Annotated in this window: 22 protein-coding genes; 5 read left to right on the top strand and 17 right to left on the bottom strand. The window is 36.3% G+C overall.

The features are described from left to right. Positions 1-558: 558 nt before the first annotated feature. From HF078_RS12615 to dcuS, 4 genes are all read right to left on the bottom strand, one after another. The gene (locus HF078_RS12615; RefSeq protein ID WP_169291469.1) at positions 559-1,890 is read right to left on the bottom strand and encodes a 2-hydroxycarboxylate transporter family protein; all 1,332 of its coding nucleotides are present in this window, start codon (positions 1,888-1,890) and stop codon (positions 559-561) included. A 51-nt stretch (positions 1,891-1,941) separates the two neighbouring features. Further along, positions 1,942-3,132 carry an NAD(P)-dependent malic enzyme gene (locus tag HF078_RS12610; protein WP_169291468.1) on the bottom strand — a complete coding sequence of 397 codons (1,191 nt, stop codon included), beginning with the start codon at positions 3,130-3,132 and terminating at the stop codon, positions 1,942-1,944. A gap of 131 nt (positions 3,133-3,263) precedes the next feature. After that, positions 3,264-3,977, bottom strand: coding sequence for a response regulator (locus tag HF078_RS12605; protein ID WP_169291467.1), 714 nt, complete (start codon positions 3,975-3,977; stop codon positions 3,264-3,266). Continuing rightward, the gene (gene dcuS / locus HF078_RS12600; RefSeq protein WP_169291466.1) at positions 3,974-5,566 is read right to left on the bottom strand and encodes a DcuS/MalK family sensor histidine kinase; all 1,593 of its coding nucleotides are present in this window, start codon (positions 5,564-5,566) and stop codon (positions 3,974-3,976) included. Before dcuS ends, HF078_RS12605 begins: the two co-directional genes overlap by 4 nt. A gap of 279 nt (positions 5,567-5,845) precedes the next feature. Between dcuS and HF078_RS12595 the strand changes: the two genes are divergently transcribed. After that, on the top strand, positions 5,846-7,789 hold the full coding sequence (locus HF078_RS12595; protein WP_169291465.1) for a cell wall-binding repeat-containing protein: 1,944 nt from the start codon (positions 5,846-5,848) through the stop codon (positions 7,787-7,789). A gap of 82 nt (positions 7,790-7,871) precedes the next feature. On the opposite strand, the gene HF078_RS12590 is transcribed toward HF078_RS12595, so the two are convergent. The 4 genes from HF078_RS12590 to HF078_RS12575 all read right to left on the bottom strand — a co-directional run bounded on the left by HF078_RS12590 (position 7,872) and on the right by HF078_RS12575 (position 11,704). After that, entirely contained in the window at positions 7,872-8,501 is a 630-nt protein-coding gene (locus tag HF078_RS12590; protein WP_169291464.1) for a type 1 glutamine amidotransferase family protein, read from the bottom strand. A gap of 76 nt (positions 8,502-8,577) precedes the next feature. Next, entirely contained in the window at positions 8,578-9,531 is a 954-nt protein-coding gene (locus HF078_RS12585; RefSeq protein ID WP_169291486.1) for a WYL domain-containing protein, read from the bottom strand. Between the two features lie 928 nt (positions 9,532-10,459). Beyond that, positions 10,460-10,849: a T7SS effector LXG polymorphic toxin gene (locus HF078_RS12580; RefSeq protein ID WP_169291463.1), complete on the bottom strand. Its 390-nt coding sequence runs from the start codon at positions 10,847-10,849 to the stop codon at positions 10,460-10,462. 165 nt (positions 10,850-11,014) lie between these two features. Next, entirely contained in the window at positions 11,015-11,704 is a 690-nt protein-coding gene (locus tag HF078_RS12575; RefSeq protein ID WP_346775339.1) for an EcsC family protein, read from the bottom strand. A 199-nt stretch (positions 11,705-11,903) separates the two neighbouring features. Here HF078_RS12575 and HF078_RS12570 point away from each other — a divergent pair, with 199 nt between their 5' ends. Further along, positions 11,904-12,269, top strand: a complete 366-nt coding sequence (locus tag HF078_RS12570; RefSeq protein WP_169291462.1) for a hypothetical protein — start codon at positions 11,904-11,906, stop codon at positions 12,267-12,269. Positions 12,270-12,580: 311 nt separating this feature from the next. On the opposite strand, the gene HF078_RS12565 is transcribed toward HF078_RS12570, so the two are convergent. Then, positions 12,581-13,345, bottom strand: a complete 765-nt coding sequence (locus HF078_RS12565; RefSeq protein ID WP_240951741.1) for a DUF4230 domain-containing protein — start codon at positions 13,343-13,345, stop codon at positions 12,581-12,583. 689 nt (positions 13,346-14,034) lie between these two features. Here HF078_RS12565 and HF078_RS12560 point away from each other — a divergent pair. After that, a complete protein-coding gene (locus HF078_RS12560) occupies positions 14,035-14,310 on the top strand; it encodes a CPCC family cysteine-rich protein (protein ID WP_169291461.1) in 276 nt (91 codons plus the stop codon). Between the two features lie 170 nt (positions 14,311-14,480). On the opposite strand, the gene HF078_RS12555 is transcribed toward HF078_RS12560, so the two are convergent. The 3 genes from HF078_RS12555 to HF078_RS12545 form a co-directional block, all read right to left on the bottom strand. Continuing rightward, the gene (locus HF078_RS12555) at positions 14,481-15,299 is read right to left on the bottom strand and encodes an SAR2788 family putative toxin (RefSeq protein ID WP_169291460.1); all 819 of its coding nucleotides are present in this window, start codon (positions 15,297-15,299) and stop codon (positions 14,481-14,483) included. 18 nt (positions 15,300-15,317) lie between these two features. After that, entirely contained in the window at positions 15,318-16,250 is a 933-nt protein-coding gene (locus HF078_RS12550; RefSeq protein ID WP_169291459.1) for a S8 family peptidase, read from the bottom strand. Positions 16,251-16,879: 629 nt separating this feature from the next. Continuing rightward, entirely contained in the window at positions 16,880-17,095 is a 216-nt protein-coding gene (locus HF078_RS12545; protein WP_169291458.1) for a hypothetical protein, read from the bottom strand. A 786-nt stretch (positions 17,096-17,881) separates the two neighbouring features. Here HF078_RS12545 and HF078_RS12540 point away from each other — a divergent pair. Beyond that, positions 17,882-18,034 carry a hypothetical protein gene (locus HF078_RS12540; protein WP_205831605.1) on the top strand — a complete coding sequence of 51 codons (153 nt, stop codon included), beginning with the start codon at positions 17,882-17,884 and terminating at the stop codon, positions 18,032-18,034. Positions 18,035-18,511: 477 nt separating this feature from the next. On the opposite strand, the gene HF078_RS12535 is transcribed toward HF078_RS12540, so the two are convergent. After that, a complete protein-coding gene (locus tag HF078_RS12535) occupies positions 18,512-19,135 on the bottom strand; it encodes a hypothetical protein (RefSeq protein WP_169291456.1) in 624 nt (207 codons plus the stop codon). A 149-nt stretch (positions 19,136-19,284) separates the two neighbouring features. Continuing rightward, positions 19,285-19,899, bottom strand: coding sequence for a hypothetical protein (locus HF078_RS12530; protein ID WP_169291455.1), 615 nt, complete (start codon positions 19,897-19,899; stop codon positions 19,285-19,287). 175 nt (positions 19,900-20,074) lie between these two features. Here HF078_RS12530 and HF078_RS12525 point away from each other — a divergent pair, with 175 nt between their 5' ends. Next, entirely contained in the window at positions 20,075-20,269 is a 195-nt protein-coding gene (locus HF078_RS12525; RefSeq protein ID WP_169291454.1) for an ankyrin repeat domain-containing protein, read from the top strand. A gap of 150 nt (positions 20,270-20,419) precedes the next feature. On the opposite strand, the gene HF078_RS12520 is transcribed toward HF078_RS12525, so the two are convergent. The 3 genes from HF078_RS12520 to HF078_RS12510 are packed head-to-tail and all read right to left on the bottom strand — an operon-like array spanning position 20,420 to position 24,218. Then, positions 20,420-21,586, bottom strand: a complete 1,167-nt coding sequence (locus HF078_RS12520; RefSeq protein ID WP_169291453.1) for a nucleotide sugar dehydrogenase — start codon at positions 21,584-21,586, stop codon at positions 20,420-20,422. Between the two features lie 58 nt (positions 21,587-21,644). Beyond that, entirely contained in the window at positions 21,645-22,865 is a 1,221-nt protein-coding gene (locus HF078_RS12515) for a lipopolysaccharide biosynthesis protein (protein ID WP_169291452.1), read from the bottom strand. 51 nt (positions 22,866-22,916) lie between these two features. After that, positions 22,917-24,218, bottom strand: coding sequence for an oligosaccharide repeat unit polymerase (locus HF078_RS12510; RefSeq protein WP_169291451.1), 1,302 nt, complete (start codon positions 24,216-24,218; stop codon positions 22,917-22,919). Positions 24,219-24,230: the final 12 nt, after the last annotated feature.

The following is a 24,230-nucleotide window of genomic DNA, read 5'->3' as shown; positions in this document are numbered from 1 at the left end:
ATTTGACCGAAGTTTTGGGTAAATTGACCGAAGATTGGCGCCAATTGACCGAACGAAATTTTGAGGTGTCCAAAGGTGGTTGAAAGTTGACCGAACGTTTATACAAATTTGACCGAACCATAGTATATTTTCTACTTTTTTTGTCCCAAGCATTAAGATAAATGTCCAAACCGAAATTTATTCAAAAAAATAAGGTCATTTTCTATATATAATACTCATTTTTCTATTAAAAACACACTAGCAACCTACCAAAGGGGCAGGGAACAGTGCCATTGTTTATCAAACTTATTAGAACACATAGCGTCTATATATAAGATAGGGAGATGTACTTGCTAGGTTTTTTGACCAATTGGAGCTTTTTTTATATATTTCAGCTCTTTTTTCGACTATTTCATCTAGTTTTTTGTATAATTCGGCCAACAAGTTTATGGACAAAAAGAAAGAAGGGTTTGAGGCAGTCCTCATATCCTTCTTCCTTGTTTGTGCGATACATTTTCATGCTCTAAACCCAAGACGGGTCATCGTGCCTGTCCCTTGGACTCCCCCTTTACCCGCTCGCTATAAGAATAACTGTATAATCAATCCTGCTCCAAGCAGTATCAAGGCTCCGCCTAGTCTGGAAGAGATTTGGGCAAATGGCATTAGTTCCATTCTTTTGGCAGCGGATAGTACGGCTACGTCGCCTGTTCCACCCATGTTTGCCATGCATAGGCCTGCAGTAATGGCAGATTCGATTGGATAAAATCCTACCAGTTTTCCGAGAACACCTGCACCGATAACAGCTCCTAACACCACACCCGCAACAATCAGGATGTATTGTACGCTAAGTGCATTCAACACTGCTTCAAGATCTGTATACGCTACACCAATTCCAAACAATAATGCCAACGTCCAGTTTTTCGCAACAAATTGATACCACTGGCTTGCTCCTTCCACAACGGATGATGGGAGAAGGTTTGCTATTTTTACAATGGCAATTAATATGATCATGATGGCATATGGGTGCAATGGGATTAATCCGTCTAACAGGAATCCTATCGTAAAGAAAGTTAACGCGGCAGCCATCCCTGCTCCCATCTTTCCTATTTCGTACTTTTGTGTTGTCTTTTCGTAGGTAAAGCCTTTCATTAGGACACCATTTCCGGAAAGGCTTGGCATCTTGTTTCCCAGAACATTCAGAGCGCTTGCAAGGACAATCGCAAATACATTTCCAAGTGCCAAGGCCGGTACTAGAATAGAAATATAATAGCTTGGCGTGTTTCCTAGAAGTTCTGAATAGATTTGGCTCATTGGCACAGCTCCTGCTCCCATGCCACCACCCATGATAGGTAAGGTAATGACTAAGACCGCTTCTTGAAGGGTAAATCCGACCATCATACCGATAAGAGCCGCAATAGCAACCGCTCCTAGTACCGCCCCCATGATAGGCAAGAAGAAACGAATCCCTACTTTTACAAGCATTTGCGAGTTCATCCCTAAGATACTTCCTGTTATTAGAGCCGCAATATAAAAGTCAAGAAATCCTCCGGTTGTCATGAAATCAGTGACAGAGGTAGCAACACTTTCAGGTAGCAACCCACTATAAACCATGTAAGCGGAACCAAAAATAGCGACAATGGCTCCTCCGCCGAGAAATGTCTTGATGATGGGCAGACGGTCGCCAATCCAACCTAATGCTTCACCAAACACTACCATTACAAGAAGTGCACCTATCATACCAGTAGGCAGATTATCCGTATAAACAGCCAACACTGTCAAAGCAAGGAACACGGCAAACCATAGAACTGGTATATTAAATATGCTTACACCATGTTTATTGGGAATAGAGTATATTTTGGTATTATTGTTGGAAGGTAGAGTATCTGTGTTCTTACTTACAGCTTGCTCCATGTAGAACAACTCCCTTTTCTTAAGTTTTTAGAGGATCAAGTCCTGTATCCATTAAGATACAGAACTTGATTGAATGGTTTTCTTTTTTGCTATGTTCGCGACGGCTTTGGACACTTCCAATGCCACCTGTTTGTCTAATGCACTTGGAATGATATAATCTGCACTCAGCTCTTTTTCGCCTACCATTTTTGCAATGGCATAGGCAGCAGCAATTTTCATTTCTTCTGTGATATCGGTTGCTCCGGAATCAAGAGACCCTCTGAAGATTCCTGGGAAAGCCAGTAAGTTATTTATCTGGTTAGGATAATCGGAACGCCCTGTTCCCACCACGGCTGCACCTGCTGCCAACGCCTCTTCCGGGTAGATTTCCGGGATAGGATTTGCGAGTGCAAAAACGATTGGGTCTTTAGCCATTTTCGCAATATGACTTTGCTTTAAAGCAGCCGGTCCAGAAACTCCAATGAAAACATCTGCGCCGGAGATAGCATCATGAAGAGTTCCATTTATTTGATGAAGATTTGTACGTTTCGCTATTTCTGCTTGACTGTCGTTCATCCACTCCAGTCCTTCGCATACAATACCTTCAAGGCTGACAAGTGAAATATCCGCAAAGCCCGCTGTGAGTAGAAGCTTGGCAATTGAAATACCAGCTGCCCCTGCTCCATTGATGACAATTTTCGTCTTCTCCATCGGTTTCTTAACAAGTTTTAACGCATTTACCAATGCACCCAATACGACAATTGCAGTCCCGTGTTGATCATCATGAAATACCGGAATGTCTAAGGCTTTTTTTAATCGCTCTTCAATTTCGAAACATCTTGGTGCAGCAATATCTTCTAAATTAATCCCCGCAAAAGTTGGTTGAAGTGCTTTGACAATCGAGACGATTTCATCCACATCTGTGGTATCCAGACAAATTGGAAATGCATCGATATCTGCAAATTGCTTGAAGAGGATACTCTTTCCTTCCATGACGGGCATCGCTGCTTTAGGGCCGATATCTCCAAGACCGAGCACTGCAGTACCATCTGTCACAACCGCAACCATATTACCTCGAGAAGTTAATGAATTAACTTTATAGGGATCTTTAGCAATCTCTTTGCACACATCTCCAACACCAGGTGTATATGCTAGACTCAGATCATCTTCTGTTTGAATATCAATCTTGCTGACCACCGAAATCTTTCCTGCATGTTCCCGGTGAAGGTTTATCGCTCTCTCTTTCAAGTTTGTTCCTTTCATATCCATCTCTCCTTTAAAGGAAATCGCTTTCACTTTTTCTCATCCTACTCCCAGAGGTGGACTTTTCATAGATTAATAAAGTAATATACGAGTTTTGTAACTAAAAAAAGTGACCAACCTTGGTCACTTTTCTAATAGTACTTTGAAAGTACATCCACATTCATCTCTTTATAAACATATTGGTATATAGGCCGGCCGATGGTGCCATAAGTCATCCTTTCTCCAAGAACACCGATACTTTTCAGGAATTTTAAGTACTTCCTAATCGATACTCTTGAAATTTGCGTGATTTCCGCAATATCCTCCGTCGAAAAAGAGTCTGATTTTTTTAACTGAATGGCATCCATGACTACTTTTAAGGTCGCTTTTGTCAGTCCTTTAGGCAAACTTTCTGCTTCCATCGCTTGATGCTGTTGCTCATGAAGAATTTGTTGATCAAGCTCTTTTTGATTAAAAACCTCTTGGTTGGTTAATAGGTCCCATTTTCCTTTATATCTTAAAAGTGCCTGCTTAAATCTATCAAATTCAAAGGGCTTGATAAGATAGTCAAACGCACCAAAGCTTAACGCATCCCGAATGGTATTGGCATCAGAAGCAGCAGTAATAAAAATGACATCTAGTCGAGTCTGGAGAGTTCTTAGATGCCTTATAAGTTCAAGCCCCGTTCTTCCTGGCATGAAGTTATCGAGTAAAAGAAGGTCCACTTTCTTCTTCTGCAGAACATCTTGAGCGGCATCTGGTGAATGAACAACATCCACTAAAGTAAAGCCCTCCAACTCTTCCAGGTACCGCTTATTGAACTCGGCTACCATCGGGTCATCATCTACTATCAAGACCTTTATCATGGTTGTTCCCCCTTGTATGGTAATTCTATATGAAAGGTTGTTCCTTTGGTTTGAAAAGTATCCACGACAACCGATCCTCCAAGTTTGTCCACACTTTTTTTGAGTAGAAATAATCCGTAGCCACGATTCGGGCCTTTGGTCGAGTAGCCTTTGGAGAAAATGTTCTTCAGCACCATGTCGCTGATGCCACCCCCGGTATCTTCTACTATAATGATAAGGGTGTCTTCCTTAAGCGAAAGGGAGACATCGACTTTTTTCCTCTCGCTATTCTTCACCGCTTCAATGCCATTATCGATTAAATTTCCAAGAATCGTAATCAATTCATGGATGGTATCGGATGAAACCGTTTCTGGTATTTTCGTTTCTGTTTGGATGGACAGTTCCACGCCTGATTCTCTGGCATAGCTTAATTTTCCAAGAATAAAGCCTGATAATACCGGGTTTTCTATATTGGTGGTGACAACCCCTATTTCTTTGTGACGGTTTTGGACGGTATCGTTTATGAAGCCCGCGAGTTCTTCATAATTCTTTAATCGGACCATGCCCAATATAACTTGCAGCTTATTCATAAATTCATGAGATTGTGCTCTTAAAGCTTCTGCATAGGATTTCACCCCAGTGAGCTGTTCCGCCAATAAATCCACCTCCGTTTTATCACGAAAAGTAGAGATAGCTCCTACTATTTGACCATCCACTTGAAGCGGAACCCGGTTGACGAGACAGGACAACCCGTTGATTTCAAGTTCCTCGTCCAATTCAGGTGTTCCAGAGGCAAGTACACTGTCCAAACGGGAACTAGGCATATACTCATTTACCTTCATGCCCACCGGATTTCCTTTTAGTCCTGCTTTTTGGAAAATAGCAAGTGCAGATTTGTTTACAAGTACGATCCTGGCATCTTTATCCACGGCAATTATGCCTTCATGTACAGATTGGAGCATCGTGTCCCTTTCTTGAAGTATCTTTGCTATGGTAAAAGGCTCTAAGCCATGTAACGTCCTTTTTATATAACCAGCAATAAAAATCGCACCAATGATGCCTGCAATCAAGCCAAATAATGAACCAATAAGTAGCTTTCCATGACTAGCAAGTACAGTTTCTTCCACCATATCAAGGGGAATTCCAACAACAACTGCGCCAATCTGATTCCCTTGATCATCGTAAACAGGCGTAAAGGTGCGTAAAGAGGTGACCATCGTACCTTTGGAGATGGACGTACTCTCTTCTCCTGAAAGCACTGCTAGTTCGTCTCCACCTTCAAAAGGGCGGCCGATATTTTCTTCATTCGGATGAGACTTTCTGATTCCTTCCATGTCCATGACAACAATAAATAAAACATCTGCCGTCTCCAAGACTTCTGCGGCATAGGGTTGAATGTCTGGTGCCTTCTCTTCGAACATCAATCCCTGCCTTACTGTATCATCTTTTGCCACTATCCTTGCAATTATTTTAGCTTTTTCTTCTTGGTCTTCCTTGATTGTTTTCGTTACGTGCTGGCTTATCAAAATATCCGTTATCAAAAGGGATAACATGACTACCAGACATATTAGAATGATAATAAGAGGCCTCAATCTCCATTTATTCAACATAAGTATATCCTCCAGGAGTTTCATTCCTATTATATTAACACGTATTCAGAGGGACGGTCCTTTGCTTCCTAATTTAAGATATTTTATCAAAGGATTTGACTCGGTTGATTAATAAATCCCCTGCGGTTTCGTTGTTATCCCATCTCACTAACAGCCTGTCCGCTCATCCTCCGCTCTCTTCCCAAAAATAAAAAAGACAAATCCCAATATCGGAATTATAATAAGGAAGTATTGAATTTTTCACCATTACATAGAGGAAGTTGAGGGAGTAAAAGAAAGATGAAGAAGTTATTTGCTTGGGTGGTTGCTGTTGCTGTTGGTTGTGGGGTTTTTAGTGGTTTTTCTGGTGTGGCGAATGCGTTAAGTGAGTATTATCGTGTTTCTGGACAGGATCGTATTTCCACTGCTATTGAAATTTCGATGGCTGGTTGGGAACAATCGGATATAGTTATTTTGGCAAGGTCGAATAACCCCGCGGATGCTTTGGCTGCTGCAAGTTTGGCAGGTACTTTAGAAGCTCCTATTTTATTGACTCCTACAGATACCCTTCCTGATAAAGTGTCTCAGGAATTGTATCGTCTAGATGCAAGCGAGGTTATCATTCTTGGTGGTACTGCAGCCATTAGTGATAATGTCATGAAAACTTTGAAGAAACAAGGTTATTTTACAGAGAGGGTTTCTGGAACCAATCGTTTTGAAACAGCTGCTAAAATTAATGAAGTTGCTGGAACAAGTAGAAATACAAAAGCTATTGTAGTAAATGGATATACGGTGGCAGATGCGATTTCCGCTTCTAGTCCTTCTGCGATCAATGGCATTCCTATCTATCTTGCAACAGACAGCAAGCTTCCTGTTGCATTGCCGGCGAATATTAAAGAAGTGACGATTTTCGGCGGTGAAAAGGTTGTCGGCAAATCTGTACTTAAAGAGCTTGAAAACAAAGGTATAAAGGTTACTAGAATAGCAGGTGCCAACCGCTATCAAACTAATATACTATCATTGGATGAAACACTAACGGATAATGTTCTGATTGTCAGAGGTACTTCGGTAAGCAAGACCAAGGAAGATTATCCTGATGCAGTAACAGCTTCTGGACTTGCAAAAATGTGGAATGCCAATATGATTTTAGCTAACCCATCAAAGGTCGTCCCTGAAGTGGAAGAGCATTTCTCCACAAACCGTTATATTGATATAACTGTAATTGGAGGAGAAAGCGCCGTTTCCTCTGAAGTGGTCTGGGATAGTACGGCATATGTGGACACAGAATTAAAAGAATATATTGATGAAAAAATGGTAGATATGGCTATTCATCCTACCAAACCAATTATTTATTATACAAATACCCGCAAAGCTGTAAAAGCTTTCAATTATGAAACTGGAAACGTGAACACGCTCCATTTTGACGAAGAAGCGGAGAGCATTTATTTTGCAAATAATAAGCTATATGTCTCCTTGTTAAAAGGGGAACATAGCAGCTACTGGTGGGAAGAGGATCAAGTAGGTGCCATTGCCGTTATCAATGCAGATACCTTCACTTTGGAAAAGAATTTAGAGGTAAATATAGATCCTTATGATATCGTAGTGGATAGTAAAGGGTTCATTTATATTGCAAGCGGTTCAGGTCAGCATACTCACTTAAACAGTTATGACCAGAACGGGACGCACCTTTCTACTCAATGGATCTATGAATCCACCAACATTGAACTTGCTCCTGGTGAAGATAAAATTTTTGCAGTAGATACTGTAATTTCCCCGCGCGATATGACGGTCTATCATTTATCAGGCGATGGGCAAATCAGCAACTACAAGGATTCCCCTTACCATGGTGACTATAATTTAGACACGAAAATCCGCGTATCAGCAGACGGAAAATATGTATTCAACAATGCTGGATATGTATTTAATGCAGACGGGCTGGAATTATTACAAGAGCTAGCATACGATTTTACCGATGTAGTCTCTAGCAGTGACTCCTTCTTCTTAGGCAGAAATGGACTTTTGCTTGGCCATAGCACGGGAAAATTTGAGGAAATGGATCGCCTGTCCACTCACGGTGACGTGCATGCACTGCTTCAAAATAAAGATGACATTGTGATTATCTCTCATTTTTACGAAGATGAGTCCACTGTTCCGTTGACAGGGGTGGAGGTTTTCAAAAAGAATTGGTTTGCCGGAGATTTTGCTGAGAGGAAAGTGGAATTAAACGGCGAAGAAATAAATTAAATGATAACGGGAAGCACCTTAGAAGTGGGTTCTAAGGTGCTTTTTTGTGGAATGGATGAGAGGGCTGTCCCTCTACTTCCTCTCAAGCCAATCTCGTTAATTCAAAAAAATATTCTGGTTTTTGTGTTTTGTTAAGTTGATACCATGAGTTTAGTGTTTCGGGTGATAGTACTTCTAGTTTTTGGAGTACTTCCCTTGCAAATTCAAGGGGGGCGATGCCGGATGCGGTAATTAGGTTATCACTGGTAGTTGCCAGGAGGTCTTTTTCGTGAAAATTTTCTCCTTTATAATCTGGACATACTACCTTCAAATAATCCACGCTATTGCTTGTATGCTTTCTATTATTGAGATATCCCATATTGGCTAGCGCTTCTGTAGCGCCACATATTGCGGCAACGATGGTCCCTGTATCTAATGCTTTCCCTACTCTTTCTAGGATGGGGTGTTGTGTTTTTTCTCCCCAGGTAAATCCTCCAGGTAAGATGAGCAAGTCTGCTTTATTAAAAGTACATTGATCGAGGGAAAGATCTGGCGTTATTTTCAATCCTCCCATAGTGGTGATTGTTTCTTTGGTTGTTCCTATCGTCACAATGTTTAGAGGTGGGATGTCTTTTTTAAAGTATCTCCCTGTGTTTAGTTCCGCTATTAAGTGACCATATTCCCAGTCTGACATTGTATCACATACATACAGATACGCTTTCTTTGTTTGCATTTTATATTCGCTCCCAACATCAATGATATTACTTAGTATAATAAAACTTCCCTGACATCCGCTGTCAGGGAAGTTTTTATTCTTGGTAAAATTTTATCAATGTTGATAAGGCTTTTATCATTTCCTCTTTTAGACTTTGCGGCTCCATGACTTTGATCGAGGTACCAAAGGGGATAAGTAAGGAAGGAACATACGTGTGCAACACTTGCTTCTCAAGAAGGAAGGTTGCCTGATTATCTGTTCTTTGTTGTAGGTAATTCCCAAGGAACCAATGTTGACAGATATCCTTTAGTGCATTCATACTACCTGTAATTACGAGCACAGCAGTTTCTTCCTTATCAATAGATGGAAAAAGATTGTTTAGAAAGGCAGCGCTTGTTGAAAAATCATCTGGTTGTTTAAACTGGTTTTCCGTTGGTGAGAGAGTTTCTATTCGATCGACTCTAAAATTTCGAATATCATTTCTGTAATGACAAAAACCAGATACATACCAATTAAGATTCCAATGAATAATTCTGTATGGATCTATCGTTCGATTTGATGGTTCTTCCCTTTTATTTTTGTATTTGATTTCTACAGAATATCCACCCAAAATAGCTTGTTCCAAGGCTTGGAGAGTGGATTGGGGGTGGGAGATTATGCGACTTAATACTTCCAAGCTAGTAAACTGCTTGGCTATCTTTTTTTCCTGTTCTTGATTTGTATAGTTGCTTAGCTTGGAAACAGCCCTAGTGAGTGCTTCCCCACCATAATACCCAGCTCCCTCTGCAAATGTTGCAGCATGTAATAAGGAAGTTTGTTCTTCCTGATCAAAAAAGAGAGGAGATTCATAAAATTGATTCAGTAATGTGTACCCTCCATTATGTCCGGTGTCTGAAATGATAGGAACTCCGCTTGTAGAAAGTGTATCCATGTAACGATAGACCGTCCTTATATTCATTTCTAGCTTTTCTGCTATTTGTTTGGCCGTTATTTTTTCTCCTGTGCGAAGCATCCAAAGAATCGCAAGAGTATTGTCCGTTTTAGGGATGATGTTTCACCTCCGTGGTGTGAGTATGGGCTGTGGGGACAGGCACGCCGACCCATTTTCGCTTCGCAACGTTAAAATAATAAAGTACATGTGTGCAGAAAATCCTCCACCCTTCTACACTACAATTCCAACAAGTGCTACTCCTCAGTTGCTATAAACTATTTCAAAATACCATGCAAAAATAGTCGATATAACCCGAACTACTAAAATCCCAGTTCTTACAACATCAAAAATAAAATTGATCAAACGTTTGTTCAAAAATAATTTTTCTTAGAAAACACGTTACTAACAATGAACGGGTCACCGTTATTGACCCCCTCAACCCACCAGTCCCCTCAGCTCCTAAAAATAATAAACCTAGCTATAAAATAGGGTGTGCATGTACACGCAAGTATAAACATTGCCCTTAATATTTTGGAATCAATCTTTAAGAAATAGTTATCCACTACGGAAGCTAAAATGAAGATTAGCAACATAATGAAAGAAAGTGACCATTGGGCTTCTTTTGAGGCATTCTTCATGAGAGAATTACTACCTGTTCATATAAATCTATTTTTTTCACAACATCCCCTCCCTTTATTAATTGTTACTTCCCCTGAAAATCAACCTGAATAACCAAAATTTGTATATAACCTAACAGACACTAAAATAGCAAAGGAAGCAGCGGACCAATCCAAACTCTCGTCCTCCCTAACGATCTTATAGGTGGCCGGCGTGTCAGTCCTTTAAACCCACACACCTACAACTGTAAAAGAACTAAGTTACTTAAGCCAACCAAGGTCTAATTTAAAGGTTATTACCCTTAACTTCTACAAACCACAAATCAAAAATATCATCTGGCAGTAGTTCGGAGTAAGTCGCATAAACTAATTCGTATCTATATTTTCCTTTTAGGCTATTTTGCTTTACATCATAATATATTTTCATTTCAGTTGGCATCTCTCGAGTTTGTCTCCCCTGTCAGCTCGGTCACCATGCGATTAAGTTGATTTAAGCCATCCTCTAGCTCACTTGTTAGGAAACCTTCGTCGATAAATCCTCGCGAATTGCCCTCCAACCCATCAAGTTCTAATTGCAGTTGTTGAAGCTTAGATTGAAAGTTTGCTAGGAACGATTGGAAAAACTGCAGGAATGGGAGGTGCGCATATTCATAGAACTGCCTGATAGCACTGGCCCCTTTGCCGCGGAAGGAATCCTTGGAGGAAACAAAAGAGCGAATTCCGTTCTCTACGTTATTTAGTTGCTTCTCGAGTTCCGACAGTTGCCGGCTCATTCCCTTGATTCCATCGTGCAGGGAGGATACGTCTAAAACTTTCATGGTTCGCCTCCTTTCGGTAAGATTTTACAGATACTGTATATGCATATGTATGACGGTTCGACACTATTAGGGAAATTCCTGCATCGGGGTGGAAAATGGGAGGAATGGACTATGAGGGGATTAAAAAGAGAGACTATTATTGATTCGTCCCTCTAATACATTAAACTACTTCATATCTATAATTACTGGTTCACTATCATTGTAAGAGGTATTTACATTAGAATCCTCTATAAAGAGTTTACGGGCTACATTTCCAATTGTATTCGTAGAGACTGCATCTATAGTTCCACCTATTAGTCCGCCAGCTATTAGGACCATTTTACCCAAATTGATAGCCCCTTTTTCTCCAAATTTAGTTAACAACCTAAAGCCAACAGCTTTATTAATCTTCTTAATTACTTCACCTGGAATCTTTTTTATACCACTTATAGCCAGTTTCTTTCCTATTTGGATACCTGAATTTTTCAGTATATCTTTGGCTCCATTACCTGCTAAACATGCATACACGAATGTTTTTACTTCATCGGACTTTAGATCATGTCCTCCCATATGAGCAATTGCAGCAACCATCCTGATTTGGACTAAAATTACACTTGTGATATTAGCGGGAATTGCAACTGGCATTACTATTACACCACCAAGACCTGATATGAATCCACTTGTAGCACTCTTTGTATTTTGCCACCTAATTAAACTATTAACATTTTCTACTAATGAGCCGCTTTTTTGTTCATAATTCGTTGCCAACTCAATAGCGGTATCCATTCCAGGTATGCCACCATTAACTGCTTTGTCATAAGACCAGTCTAGCGCCTTCATAATAGTATCTTGGGTTAATGATTTTTTTGTCGTCACAATGAATTATCCTCACTTGTATGAATATAGTATATATTTCTAATATACTCTATAAATTAGATCAAAAGAAATATAAAATTCCAAAAAATTCATAATAACAGTTCTTTTAACATGTATATATTGAAGAGTTATTAAAGGTTTCAGTAAATACTTTGTTGAATAAATAATATTATTCAAATATTCATCGGGAGGTTAAAGTATGAGAAGGGTACATATTTTAAATACTAACAAGTCTTATGACAAGACTTGTGAAGAGGACATGTTAAGAGGACAGAAATGTTCTGCCTACTTTGGGCACTGGAAGCATCTAATAGAAACCATTAAGATGGGAGACTTGGTGTTTTTATATAGTAATGGGAATGGAATCATTGCCAGAGGGGTGGCAACTGGCATTGTAGAGATAGCTGACTACCAAGGTAAAGAAAATGAGGAATATTATATGCACCTTGATAGGTTTGAAATACTTAATCCATACTTAAGTTCAACCGAGATTAAAATTGTTACTAATATGAACATCGATTTAACCAAACGTTATTCAACTTTGCAAAATATGAAACTGGTCTGAAGTTATGGCAACATATTAGCAAGAATAACTCGAAAATAGTACAAAAAACTTAGTAGATGTTTGAAAAACATGCAGAAAGTTCACGCTGATCAATGGAAAAATGCAACTTTACAGGTTCTTATTATATAATTCTCAAATGGTGTCTATGTAAAACAAAGGAGGGGCGCTGTGAAAAAGAGGAAGGTTGAACCTTTCTACTTAGTATGATACTACCCCCTTAGGAAAATATGAATTAGTAGTCTTCCAATTCTTATAATTCCATAATCTAAAAAGGAAGCAGCGGAATTACCTTGCTTCCTTTTGCTTCCTCATCAATCAAACTTAACATTAACCGTATAATCAATATTCTTAAAAAACTCTTTTAACACAAGTTCTGCATTTTCCTCTGCTGTTTCAAGTAAACCAACCGCGATGGCTTCTTTTCTCGTTTTTTCTTGAGCCTGACCTGCTAGGTCAAATCCTTCTTCCCAATCCACATTATCATTGAAGAGCCCACCATCGACATAAGTTACTATTTTATCCATTTGTAAAGCTGGATCTTGAATAAGCTTTGCATGAGGAAGTGTGATATCTATTTCTTTTGTCTCTTCATTAATTACCATGTCCTTTGAAGTGACGCCATTTAAATCAACACCAGCAATTACCGTCGAGGGTACGACCACTAGTATTTCTCGCTTTGTCCCTAGTAGATTCATAGAAATGTCTTTCCCAAAAATTTTATTATCCTCTTCTTGTATAACGACTTTCATATGCGCTTTAACGGTTGCTAGTGTAGCTAGCTCCTGTACTTTTTCGACATAAGTTACAGACTCTGCTTTGAAGGTATCGCCGGTAAAAAGCCAAACTCCTCCTGAGATAAAAACTAAAAGTATAAAAACACTTAAAATAATCTTTAACACACTAGCTTTTAAGAAATTCTTAAACATTCCTCCAGGTAGAGGCAAATGTCCTGCACTACGAGTTAACGCAGTTGTGGCGGCACTTTGTTGTTGTGCTCCCTGCAATTCCTTTAATAGTCTTTCTAGATGGGCAATCTTTTCATCTTGTTCTTCCAAATTCTCTCTATTCGCCTTCATATCCTTCTCCTTTAAATAATCTTATTTAATTTACTTATCTTATTATGGAAGGAAAATATATATTAATAAAGGTATTTTTTTAAAATAAGGTATTTTGTAGTAATTAGGTTGTTGAGTACTGTTCTTTGCTTCCTTATTTGAAAGAATTGAAATAAAAATGGATGAAAAAGAAGCCGAGGTCCGTCCCTGCTTCATATTTTATCTATTTTTTATTAGTACTTTTCAACTTCGCAGCAAATTAGATTAAGTGAGTTGAAGCCGTTTTTTAAAGAGAGATTAGGAGTTCAGTATCGTCCATTGCAAGCCAATGCCGATAGTAATAAACCTTTGAAATTTGTTAAAACGTGTCGTAATTCAGGTTAGAATACCCATTTATCCTTATCCACTAATTTATCAAATTTAACTTATCTCCACTATAAATATGAAAAATCACTATCTCTATTCTATTTTCTAGCATCTCTTAATTAACATTAAACCTAATATTATACAGTTTTTATATAATCTTCTCTGCAATAATAGCAGGAGTGTGGCAGTTATGTTTTGGATAAATTATTGGGATAGTGGTTTTTGTTGTAGAGGTTGTATTTACAAGACATATCGGCGAGGCTCAGGTTATACTACTACAATTCTGACAATAAAAAGGATATAATAATTTTATTATCATTAACTGCATTTAGGAGGATTTGTAAATGAACAATAATTTTTATACATGTCCATGTTGTGGGTATAAATCGTTAGAGAGTGAGTCTCCAGGTTCGTTTGAGATTTGTTCGATTTGTTATTGGGAAGATGATAATGTTCAATATGATGATCCTCATTATGAAGGTGGGGCAAATGAAGTTTCCTTATATCAGGCACAGAGAAATTTTTTAGAGTTTGGGGCAGCTAACGAAAGTTATCTTCAATCAGTTCGTAAGCCAACTGTTGAAGATATCAAGGATTCAAATTTCCAAATTATCAAATGAAGTAAGTACTAAATTATTCATAAGACTGTAGGCAAAACTCTTATATTTGTCTACAGTCTTTCTTTTTCCCGAAGAGCCTTAAGTATTCTTGAAAATATTTTTCACCCTAAGAATTACATAAGGTAATCATGAATAACACCATTCTGAATACCAACCTACCTTATATCATTTTACTTTTGTCTATTATAATAATTAATTTTATCAGTTGGTTTGAATAAAGTTTGAATAAATCCATCTTTACTTAGGATTGAAAAGTCATTTGTTGATTTATTATAAAATACTCGAGATCCATCTGACCTTTTCTTAGAAAGTACATTAGAGCTATCAGAGCCAATTAGATTTTGGGCTTTTTCTAAATATTGGTTTTTTGTAATGGAACCATATTCTTTTTGTTTAATAACATGTTTATCATAATGTTGATCTAATAGTTTTTGACTTCTAAAAGCCAATTTTTTAACAGCAGATTTAATTAAAGCTTTTCCTACTATTCCGATTGCCGCAGTAACTCCTATTCGTATAATATGGGCTATTATAATAGGAACCACAGAAGCATTCATCTCATTAGAATCTAGTAGATAAGTCTCTCCTGTATTTATATCTACTATCTCCGCTACAAATTCTTCTTCGCTAATTTTAATTGGGAGTACATTATAAGTTGCCTTGATTTCATTATTAAAATCATCTAAGTATTCTACATAGATTTCCAAGTTGTTGTTTTCATCAATTATTACTTCAGAACTGAGTGGTGAAATATTTTTTTGTGAATTTTCAATTTGAATTATATGCTCATTGCTTTCATTATCAAATTCTACTTCTGTCTCAAAATTCTCAGCAATTTCTTCCCCCAATATGTTCTCTAATTCTTGTTGAACGTTTTCTTCTAGGTGAGGTTGATTGGTTAATGAATTATCCTGAGCTGATGCAACACCACTAAACAATGAAACAACTAAAGTGAAGATAATAAAAGAGCTTATTATTTTTTTGTACAATTGAGTCACCTCGTTTTTTTATTTTAAGCTTAATTTAAGTATCCCATTGCCTGTGAAACTATCAAAACCTGGTTCATAAATATCGTGAGAGAAATTCTTTAAATCGGTTAATCCATTATTTGTAGTTAGTAAGTTTTGTGACATTAAATTTGCTATTATTGCGGTTACATATGCTGTAGAAAATGAATTACCTGTGAAACTGGAATAGCTCCCCTTATTATCTGTTGAAATTATTTCCAATCCAGGTGCAACATAATCTATTTTTCCAGATCCTGAAGAATTTAATGGTGTATTATTGTAATCAATGCTATTAACTGAAATAACCTTATCATATTTAGCAGGATAATCTACATCTATACCATATGTATTACCAGCAGCAGCAACAACAATAATATTATTTTCTATTGCTTGTTCTATAGTGTAAAGCAATTCATCATTATGATTTTGGAAACCAAAACTAATATTTACAATGTCTATGTTATTTTCTATACACCATATTAAAGCTTCTACTAAATTTTTTATTTCACCTTTTCCTTCTTTATTCAACACCTTAAGATCAAATATTTCTGTATTATGAGCTATACCTACTATTCCAATATTATTATCTTTTGCAGCAATAATACCCGCAATTGCTGTACCATGATTATATTCGTCAGTAACTGATTCATCTTCATTAATAAAATTTATTGAATTCTCAATTGCTATGTCTAGATCTGGATGGTTTTTGGAAATGCCACTGTCTATAATAGCTATTTTAACTTTCTTATCATCCTTAATTTTCAGTTCATCCTCAGAAATATTCATCATTTCAAAAGCTTTAGGCAACATTTGATTATGATCGAGATCAGAAAGTGTGAGTTCAGAATGATCAGCTCGATTATAAGAAATGTAAATTATCCCACCAAAAACAAAAAAACATAATAATATAACGAAAATAACTTTCTTATGCAACTCGTTACTCCTTTACGATTATTTATGAACAGGTTAATTTTACAAAATATTTGCAGAAATTGAAAGATTATTTTATTATTTATGTTAAATAATTCTATTTCAGTTATATTTTTTAACTGTATTGGTATCAAATTTCATATTTGAAATGAACTTCTTGAGCCTTTAAATGTATATCGGCAATTATTATAGTTAAAAAATTGTTTGGGAGTTGGGACGAATACTGATCTTGACAAACTACTCGAGTCATTAAAGAACTACTATCGGCCGTTCGTTAGATGGTATGCTTATGGAAGTGGAATAAGAAACAGGTCCGTTGCCCAAGGGGTGACGGACCTGTTTTTTTAACTTGATATACCATGCGAGATTAGAAAATATTTATGATACTAATAGTGGGCTAATTAGAAACCTTCGTCGATAAAACCGTGGGAGTTTCCTTCAAACTCATCGAGTTCTATTTGCAGTTGTTGAAGCTTAGATTGAAAGTTTGCCAGAAACGTTTGGAAGATTTGCAGGAAATTCTGTCAAATAGTTTTATTCTTAAAGCACAATCGGTTTAACATGCCTGTCCACTCTCCTCTCGAAAAATGTATAAATCGCATGATTAACCTTATCCGGTTGGCAGAGGTTGCTTAGGTCAAAAGCATATTTTCGATATGTATTTCACCATTTGGAACTGCTTCTATTATTTCTTTTGTTTTTGTTATGACTACAGGTACCGCATCCCCGACAATGCCTAGGACAGGTACGTCTACTTGCTTTAATAGAGGTATGTGGTTAAAGCCAAGGCAGCCGAGCATTTGCATCGTGACAGCAAATGCGTTTCTACTTTCTTTGACTTGTATCATTTCAGCATATGCTATATCCCATTTTTGATAATTTGAAAATAGGAGCTTTGACCAAGTGCAGGGGAACCAAGTTGAGAGGGTGACGACGGTGTCAAATAGGAATACTTTAAACTCCTGGATAATTTCTAGGAAAGATGTGTCCATAAATCAACCAGAATTAATTTTGTTACTAGGTCTTTACTTAAGAAGGAAATGCTTTGTGCGACAATCCCTCCATATGATACTCCCAAAATAGTAACTGTTTTCAATTTCAAATGATGGATAAGTTATGTGCCTGTAGATCAATGCAGCCCCATGGATTGTATACTTTTAATGACTGGGACTTTCCTGCTCCCAACATATCAATAGTAATTGTATGATAGTTTCTCTTAAGGAAATCAACTTGAGGACGAAACATGCTGCAAGTTGCGCCAATCCCGGGTAAAAATAAGATCGGTTCTCCCTCACCCTTCACTTCGTAGTATACTCAGTTCACTTATGCCATATGCAATCATTGCGAGCCATAGCTGATTCCAAACAGCTAAATTCCTGCACGGGGTTAGATAATGGGAGGTTTGGACTATGTGGGATAAATTATTAGTATAAGTGATTAAATATCCACTTTGGTCTGTCAGTTACTTATGATTAAAACATAAACTACTATAAAGCAGAGGACCGTACCCTAAATCCCATACCTGATAGCTGGAAAATAAATAAGCATAACGGTAAAATCATTACATTTATAACCAATTTATTATGGTATTATATGTATATATAAAATATGAAAACAATGAGGGGGAATTTAGGTTGACTAGAAAAACACGAAGTGATTGCACAGTTGGTACCTTCGAGAAAAAACATGGTTTACCCGCAGGAACAATAAGAAATTCGAATGGGCGAGATACAAGAAGCGATAAAAAAATTGGGACAATTCGTAAAGAAGCTGACAAACGCAAATAGTAAGTGTTTTCTTTATAATAAGTGGAAGCAGGGTCCTTCCCCCCGCTTCTTTTATTTATATAAGTTTTCTTGTTCTATCAAGCAATTCTCCAAACTAGCAGTTCTAATTGCAAGATCTTTTAAATCTACTTTTTCGTTGGAGATCCTGTCTATAAAACGATTAACATCGTCAATGACTTCATCACTGATTTAAACAGTGCTTGAAGGTGAAATTTTAACTAACCGAAAGATATCAGTTTTAAATAGTTTAAACGGCCATCGAAGCATCTAAAATCGATGGCTTATTTTAATGATTGTACATACAACTTACTCCCAGTCTTGCATTAAGTGCCTCTATCATCCGCATTTGGTGGCTCCAAACTCCACACTGCTGGCTTTTTCCTTCCGCAATACTCACTGATTCTATGTCGGCAAAAATTGAGACAACTCATAGTAACACATTTTATATAAACGCAAACGTGTAGAGAGGAGGATTTCTTATTCATCTTTTGTGGCTGTATGCAATGTCATATCATATCCATCGCTTTTTCCTACCAACAGGGAATCTCCGTCTTTGGTTACCTTCCATGTCTCCCCGGTACCTAATGCAAGTTCTATTTCGTTGTTAGTTTCATTGGTAATAGTGAAGGAGTAGCCATAACCAGTACTTTCATGGATCATCCCACCAAACTCATCAAATGTAATTTCAAAGTACTGATTCATTTCTTTGTAATGCCAATAACCTAGGTAATTTTTGATCGTTGATGTTTCCAGTATGTAATTGTTCGAATCAATTTCATCATGTACATCTGTCAAAATACCTTTTGTGTAAGCTTCTAATAGAACAGTAAGACCATTGATGTTTTCTAATGTATATAGAGAATAACGGTGCCGAGATTGCAATTCCTGATCCCTGTCCTTTTCAAAAACCTTGTTACTTTTAAATGTTAGGGTATATCCTGCAAAATTATCGGATGATACGTTCTTTTTGCTAAGTACCCACCTGTCCTCAGGGGAAGTGGCAATAAAGAATGCCCTATTTTCTTGATTTTCCAAACGATCAGGTGTTAAGGTATTTACCTGCTTATCTTTCTCCGTTTCTCCAGGTACACCATTATTCAAGTAGGCACTAATGACACAAAAGTCTCCAACCAACGATATTGATTTGCAATGTTGTTCATTTCTTTTACCTTCTCAATAATCGATTCTCGAATGTGTTCAGGAGATTCATTCATCCCTTTGTAGGTAATGCTTGTATATACGGTATTCGTTTAATCATAGTTATTCATAAGCGTTCCTACTTCTACTTCATCGTCCGACAAGCTCATTAATTCGTCCTGAAGAAATAGTACAGGCTCTTCCTCAGCTGGTATATCGACCTCACCGAAATATTCCATAGGCTGATCCTCAAAAAACTCATCTTCATTGATTTTTTTGAATTCGTGCGTCACTTCCCCAATTCTAACGGCCAATGTCTCTCCATCTACTTTAAAAATAGTAATAGGAAATGCGTTCACATTCTCATAACCAGTACTTGCTGGATTGACATCAAACACAAGACCATTTTCTTCATTCGAATATTTTTCAAATATTAAATATGCCGAACCGTGGTTATCCAAGAATTGAATTTCACCGCTTGTCCCCTCATAAAGGAAAATAATCAAATTCCCTAATCTTCCATGCCAATACCCAACCACATCATCCATGGTAATAGTTTCAGTATAAGGTCTAGGTGCTTCGTCTTCAGAAGAATTGCTTGTATGCGTAGTCTCGACCGATGACTCTACATTACTTTCATTATGTATAACGTCCGTTTGGTTGCAACCAATTAGAGAAAGTACAACAATAATAATAATACCAAGTAAAGATTTTCTATATCTATTCATAGTGGTCCCCCTTTAATTAGTATATTCAAGACTATTTACCTACCATATCATAACTATTATATTCCATTTATGTCATATAATATCAGGGGTCGAATCGTTTAACCTTTCTCCACACCTTTCTCTCCTAACCACAACCGCAAACCCATAAATCCCAATGACAAAGGGCATGAACAGGATGAAAAATAGAAAGTCTGGGACGAAGAGGTTAAGGGTTCAAAAGGGTACTGCCCTGATAAGAGCAGCGAGAAACACAGACTTTGCAGCTGTAGAACTACTGGTAGAACGGAGCACTAACGTTACATTAAAGAATAATTATGGAGAAACTGCTGTGGATAAAAAGCAAAAGAGTGGAATCAAATTAAAGCACTAAATGTAGTGTGTGCATGTTCAATGAAGTCTGTTGACATTGATGGGGATACCTTCTGGGTTACTTAGTAAATTACTATGTTATCCTAGTTTTTTTGCAGCAGGAAATATTAAAGGATCGAGGTTCCTCTCACCTCGATCCTTTTTTCATTTATCAATCTCTACTATAAAGATCTCTCGTATACACTTTTTCCTCTACATCACGTAAATTATCAGATAGTCTGTTTGCTACAATTACGTCTGACACAGTCTTAAACTCTTCGAAGTCGTTGATTACTTTTGAATTAAAGAATGTCTCTTCTTGAAGAGCCGGTTCATACACAACTACTTCAATTCCTTTAGCTTTAATCCGCTTCATAACACCTTGAATAGCTGATTGTCTGAAATTATCTGAATCCATTTTCATTGTAAGCCTATAGATACCTACAACCTTAGGAGCTCTTTTTATTATCATATCTGCAATATGATCTTTTCTTGTTCTGTTGGCATCTACAATTGCTCCCATAATGTTGTTAGGTACATCTTCGTAGTTAGCTAAGAGCTGTTTCGTATCCTTTGGTAGGCAGTAACCACCATATCCAAAGGATGGATTATTATAGTGATCTCCAATACGAGGATCTAAACCAACGCCATCGATGATTTGCTTGGTATTTAAACCTCTTATCTCTGCATAAGAATCTAACTCATTAAAAAAAGCAACTCTCATTGCTAGATAAGTATTTGCGAACAATTTAATAGCTTCTGCTTCTGTGGAGTTCGTAAATAAGATGTCAATATTTTCTTTATGTGCACCTTCCGCTAGTAAGTCTGCAAAAACTTTTGCTCTTTCAGACTGTTCACCAACAACAATTCTTGAAGGGTACAAGTTATCATATAACGCTTTTCCTTCTCTTAAAAATTCAGGTGAAAAGATGATATTTTTCGTCTCAAATTTTTCTCTTATTGTTTCTGTATAACCAACCGGAACTGTAGATTTAATAACCATCACTGCATCTGGATTTATCGATAATACATTAGCAATAACAGCTTCAACAGATCGAGTATTAAAGTAATTCTTTTCTGGGTCGTAATTTGTAGGTGTAGAAATAATTACGTACTCTGCATCCTTAAATGCTTTATAATTGTCCGTAGTTGCAGTTAAGTTCAGTTCTTTTGTTGCTAGGAATTCTTCAATCTCATCATCTATTATAGGAGATTTTTTATTATTGATCATATCAACTTTATCTTGGATAATATCAAGTGCTATCACTTCATTTTGTTGGGCTAGTAATATAGCATTAGATAATCCCACATAACCTGTACCAGCTATTGTGATTTTCATATATTTTTCCCCCTTTGACCATAAAATCTGCAACTATCCAAAAAGAAACTAACAAAATTCATTCAATTATTGAAACCTCATTATTCTTAAATAAAGATACAGTGACTATAATTAACATTAATATAATTAAAAAAGTATTTGATATTAATACTGCATAACAAAATCCTAGCAAACCAAAGTGAAGCATACCGTAATAACCCAATATTAAATATACTATAAAATATATCCCTTGAGTTAAAGGTAACCATTTGTCTTCACAATATTTTATCAGCGTAGGTTGAATTGTTGTTCCTAATATAAAAACAATGGCAGCTAAATTAGCAATGTGAAAATATTGGAGTGCACTACTGATAATTGTAGGATATAATAATTCCATGATAGGGACACCTAAAAAGATTATCCCAATGTACAGAACAAAACAACATACAACAAAAAAACACGTACGTTTGTAGAACTCCTTTATTGTAATCTCATCTTTTTTTGCATAATAAGTAAGTAAAACTCCAGAAATAGGAATAAAAATAATCCCCACTGTTTTACCTAAATATGAACCAACTATATATAACGAAACCTCTTCCGCTCCTAAAAAAGGATAAATATAAAAACGATCCATATACATCATCATCGTAGACAAAACTGAAGCAGACATAATATATGAGAATTTTCTAAAACTTTTCTTAAATAGAGGTGTTAATATAAAATTATCCCTTACGATATGGGACGAAAACATTATATAAATACAAGAAAATAATTCTCCAAAAACAAACAAGAATACCCAATAACCAGTAACATGGGTAATTATTATTCCCAAAATATATCCGAAGAATCCAAATATATTAGAAATGAGCACCTTTTTGTAATTTATATCTATTCTAAAACTAGCTGAGTAATAAGCCCTAAGCATAATTAAACAGGTTATAGAAATACAACCAATTATTGTTACGTTAAATTCACCCAATACTATTGAAGAAATTACTGTTACAATAATTGCACCAAGTAATGTTATACCAACGAATATGGGATTGTAATCTCCATTAAATCCTTTTACTTTGTATTCTGATTGGAGCAATATTCTTGTATTATTCAAAGAATTTCCAAGGGAAACTCCCACAGCATTAACCACACCCATCAATGTAAGAATTAATCCATATTCCGATGCAGTGAATTCCCTTCCAATATAGGGATATGCAAGCAATTGAACAGCTGAAGTTAAAACTAATGACGCAATAATATTAAGAAATGAATCTTTAAAAATATTTTTTTTAAAAAATGAAAACATATTTCTACCTCTTTTTGGTACAAACTTATTGCCTATATCCCGCTTTTACACTTAAGTATTCCTTCGCCATTTGGTTTCATAGTTTTCATTAAGGCTGGAATTAAATAACAATAATAATATAAGCATTAACCCTATTCCTCCTGTAAGGAAGGCAGTTAGAAGTGAATTATCATTTAATACAAACATCATATAACTAAATGCAGCCACCACTATATATTTAGGAATTCTTCTAGTTAGTGAATCAATTAAATAAAATATCATGGCAAGTAATAATGCAAAGAATATCATATTAAAAAAGCCACCATTTGCATAAGCATCAGAAAAGATCCCCGTGTTTGAATTAGACACAGCGCCATTGTGAAAGTAACTACTAATAATAAATGGAACAGGTTGATTAAATGGACTTTCAACGGATAATATTTTTCCGATAATACCATCCGCAAAAAACATCTTGTCCCTGTTTTCAAAAAAGTCATAATACTGATATTGAATTTGAGCTGGAACATATACCATTCTAAAAGGTATAGAATTTCTAAGAGAGGATGTAATGTTAAGAATGTCAAGTGCATATGAAGCTACAATTATACAAATGAAACCCCAAGTGAAATCTCGTTCAAATCTATTCCTTTTTACAGCAATGGCCACCATTACTAGCATCCCAATAGAAAATAAATACGCTTTAAAACCAAAACTTAAATAAAGTAAGAGTTGAAGAATAAGTGCAATTAACATTTTCCCTTTTTCATTTTTGAAAAGAAAATACGCAAAGAAAAATGGGCAAAATACTTTCGCACACCAATTTAGTAAATAACCTGATATACCAGAGAATTGGACTTCTGAACGCAAATCATAAATAGAACCAAAATCAAATGCCCTTAAATCTATTCCTCCTCTCTTTACAATTAAATATATGGTTATAAGAATATAGAGAATAAATAAAATACTTAATAGGAATTTTGCTGATTTAATTTCTTCAAAAAAGTATATTGGCTTTACTAATCTGAGAAAAAAAGAGATTACTAAACAAGCTAATATTACAAAACTAATATAATATATACTTTTATTATTTAACCAATAAAAAGACAACAATGGCACTACCAAAAAAATAATAAATATTAAATAAAGGTATGTTGAGGGCCTTGTTTTATCTTTAGGTAACAACATAATTAAAAGTATAAGGTACAGTAATGATACAAAGTAGGCTATAACACTAATGTCTAAAGTCAAACCTGTATAATCATACAGAGGTGAAATCCTATAAATGTAAATTAGCTCAATTACTGTTTTATATATAAACACATACATAAATAATTTTATAAGGTTTAATTTATCTACATATTTTTCAATTTTCAAACTCACTTCACC

Origin of the sequence: Bacillus sp. RO2 (assembly GCF_012911845.1) — a bacterium.
Classification (GTDB): domain Bacteria; phylum Bacillota; class Bacilli; order Bacillales; family Bacillaceae_I; genus Sutcliffiella_A.
This window is presented reverse-complemented; position numbering and strand designations above follow the sequence as displayed.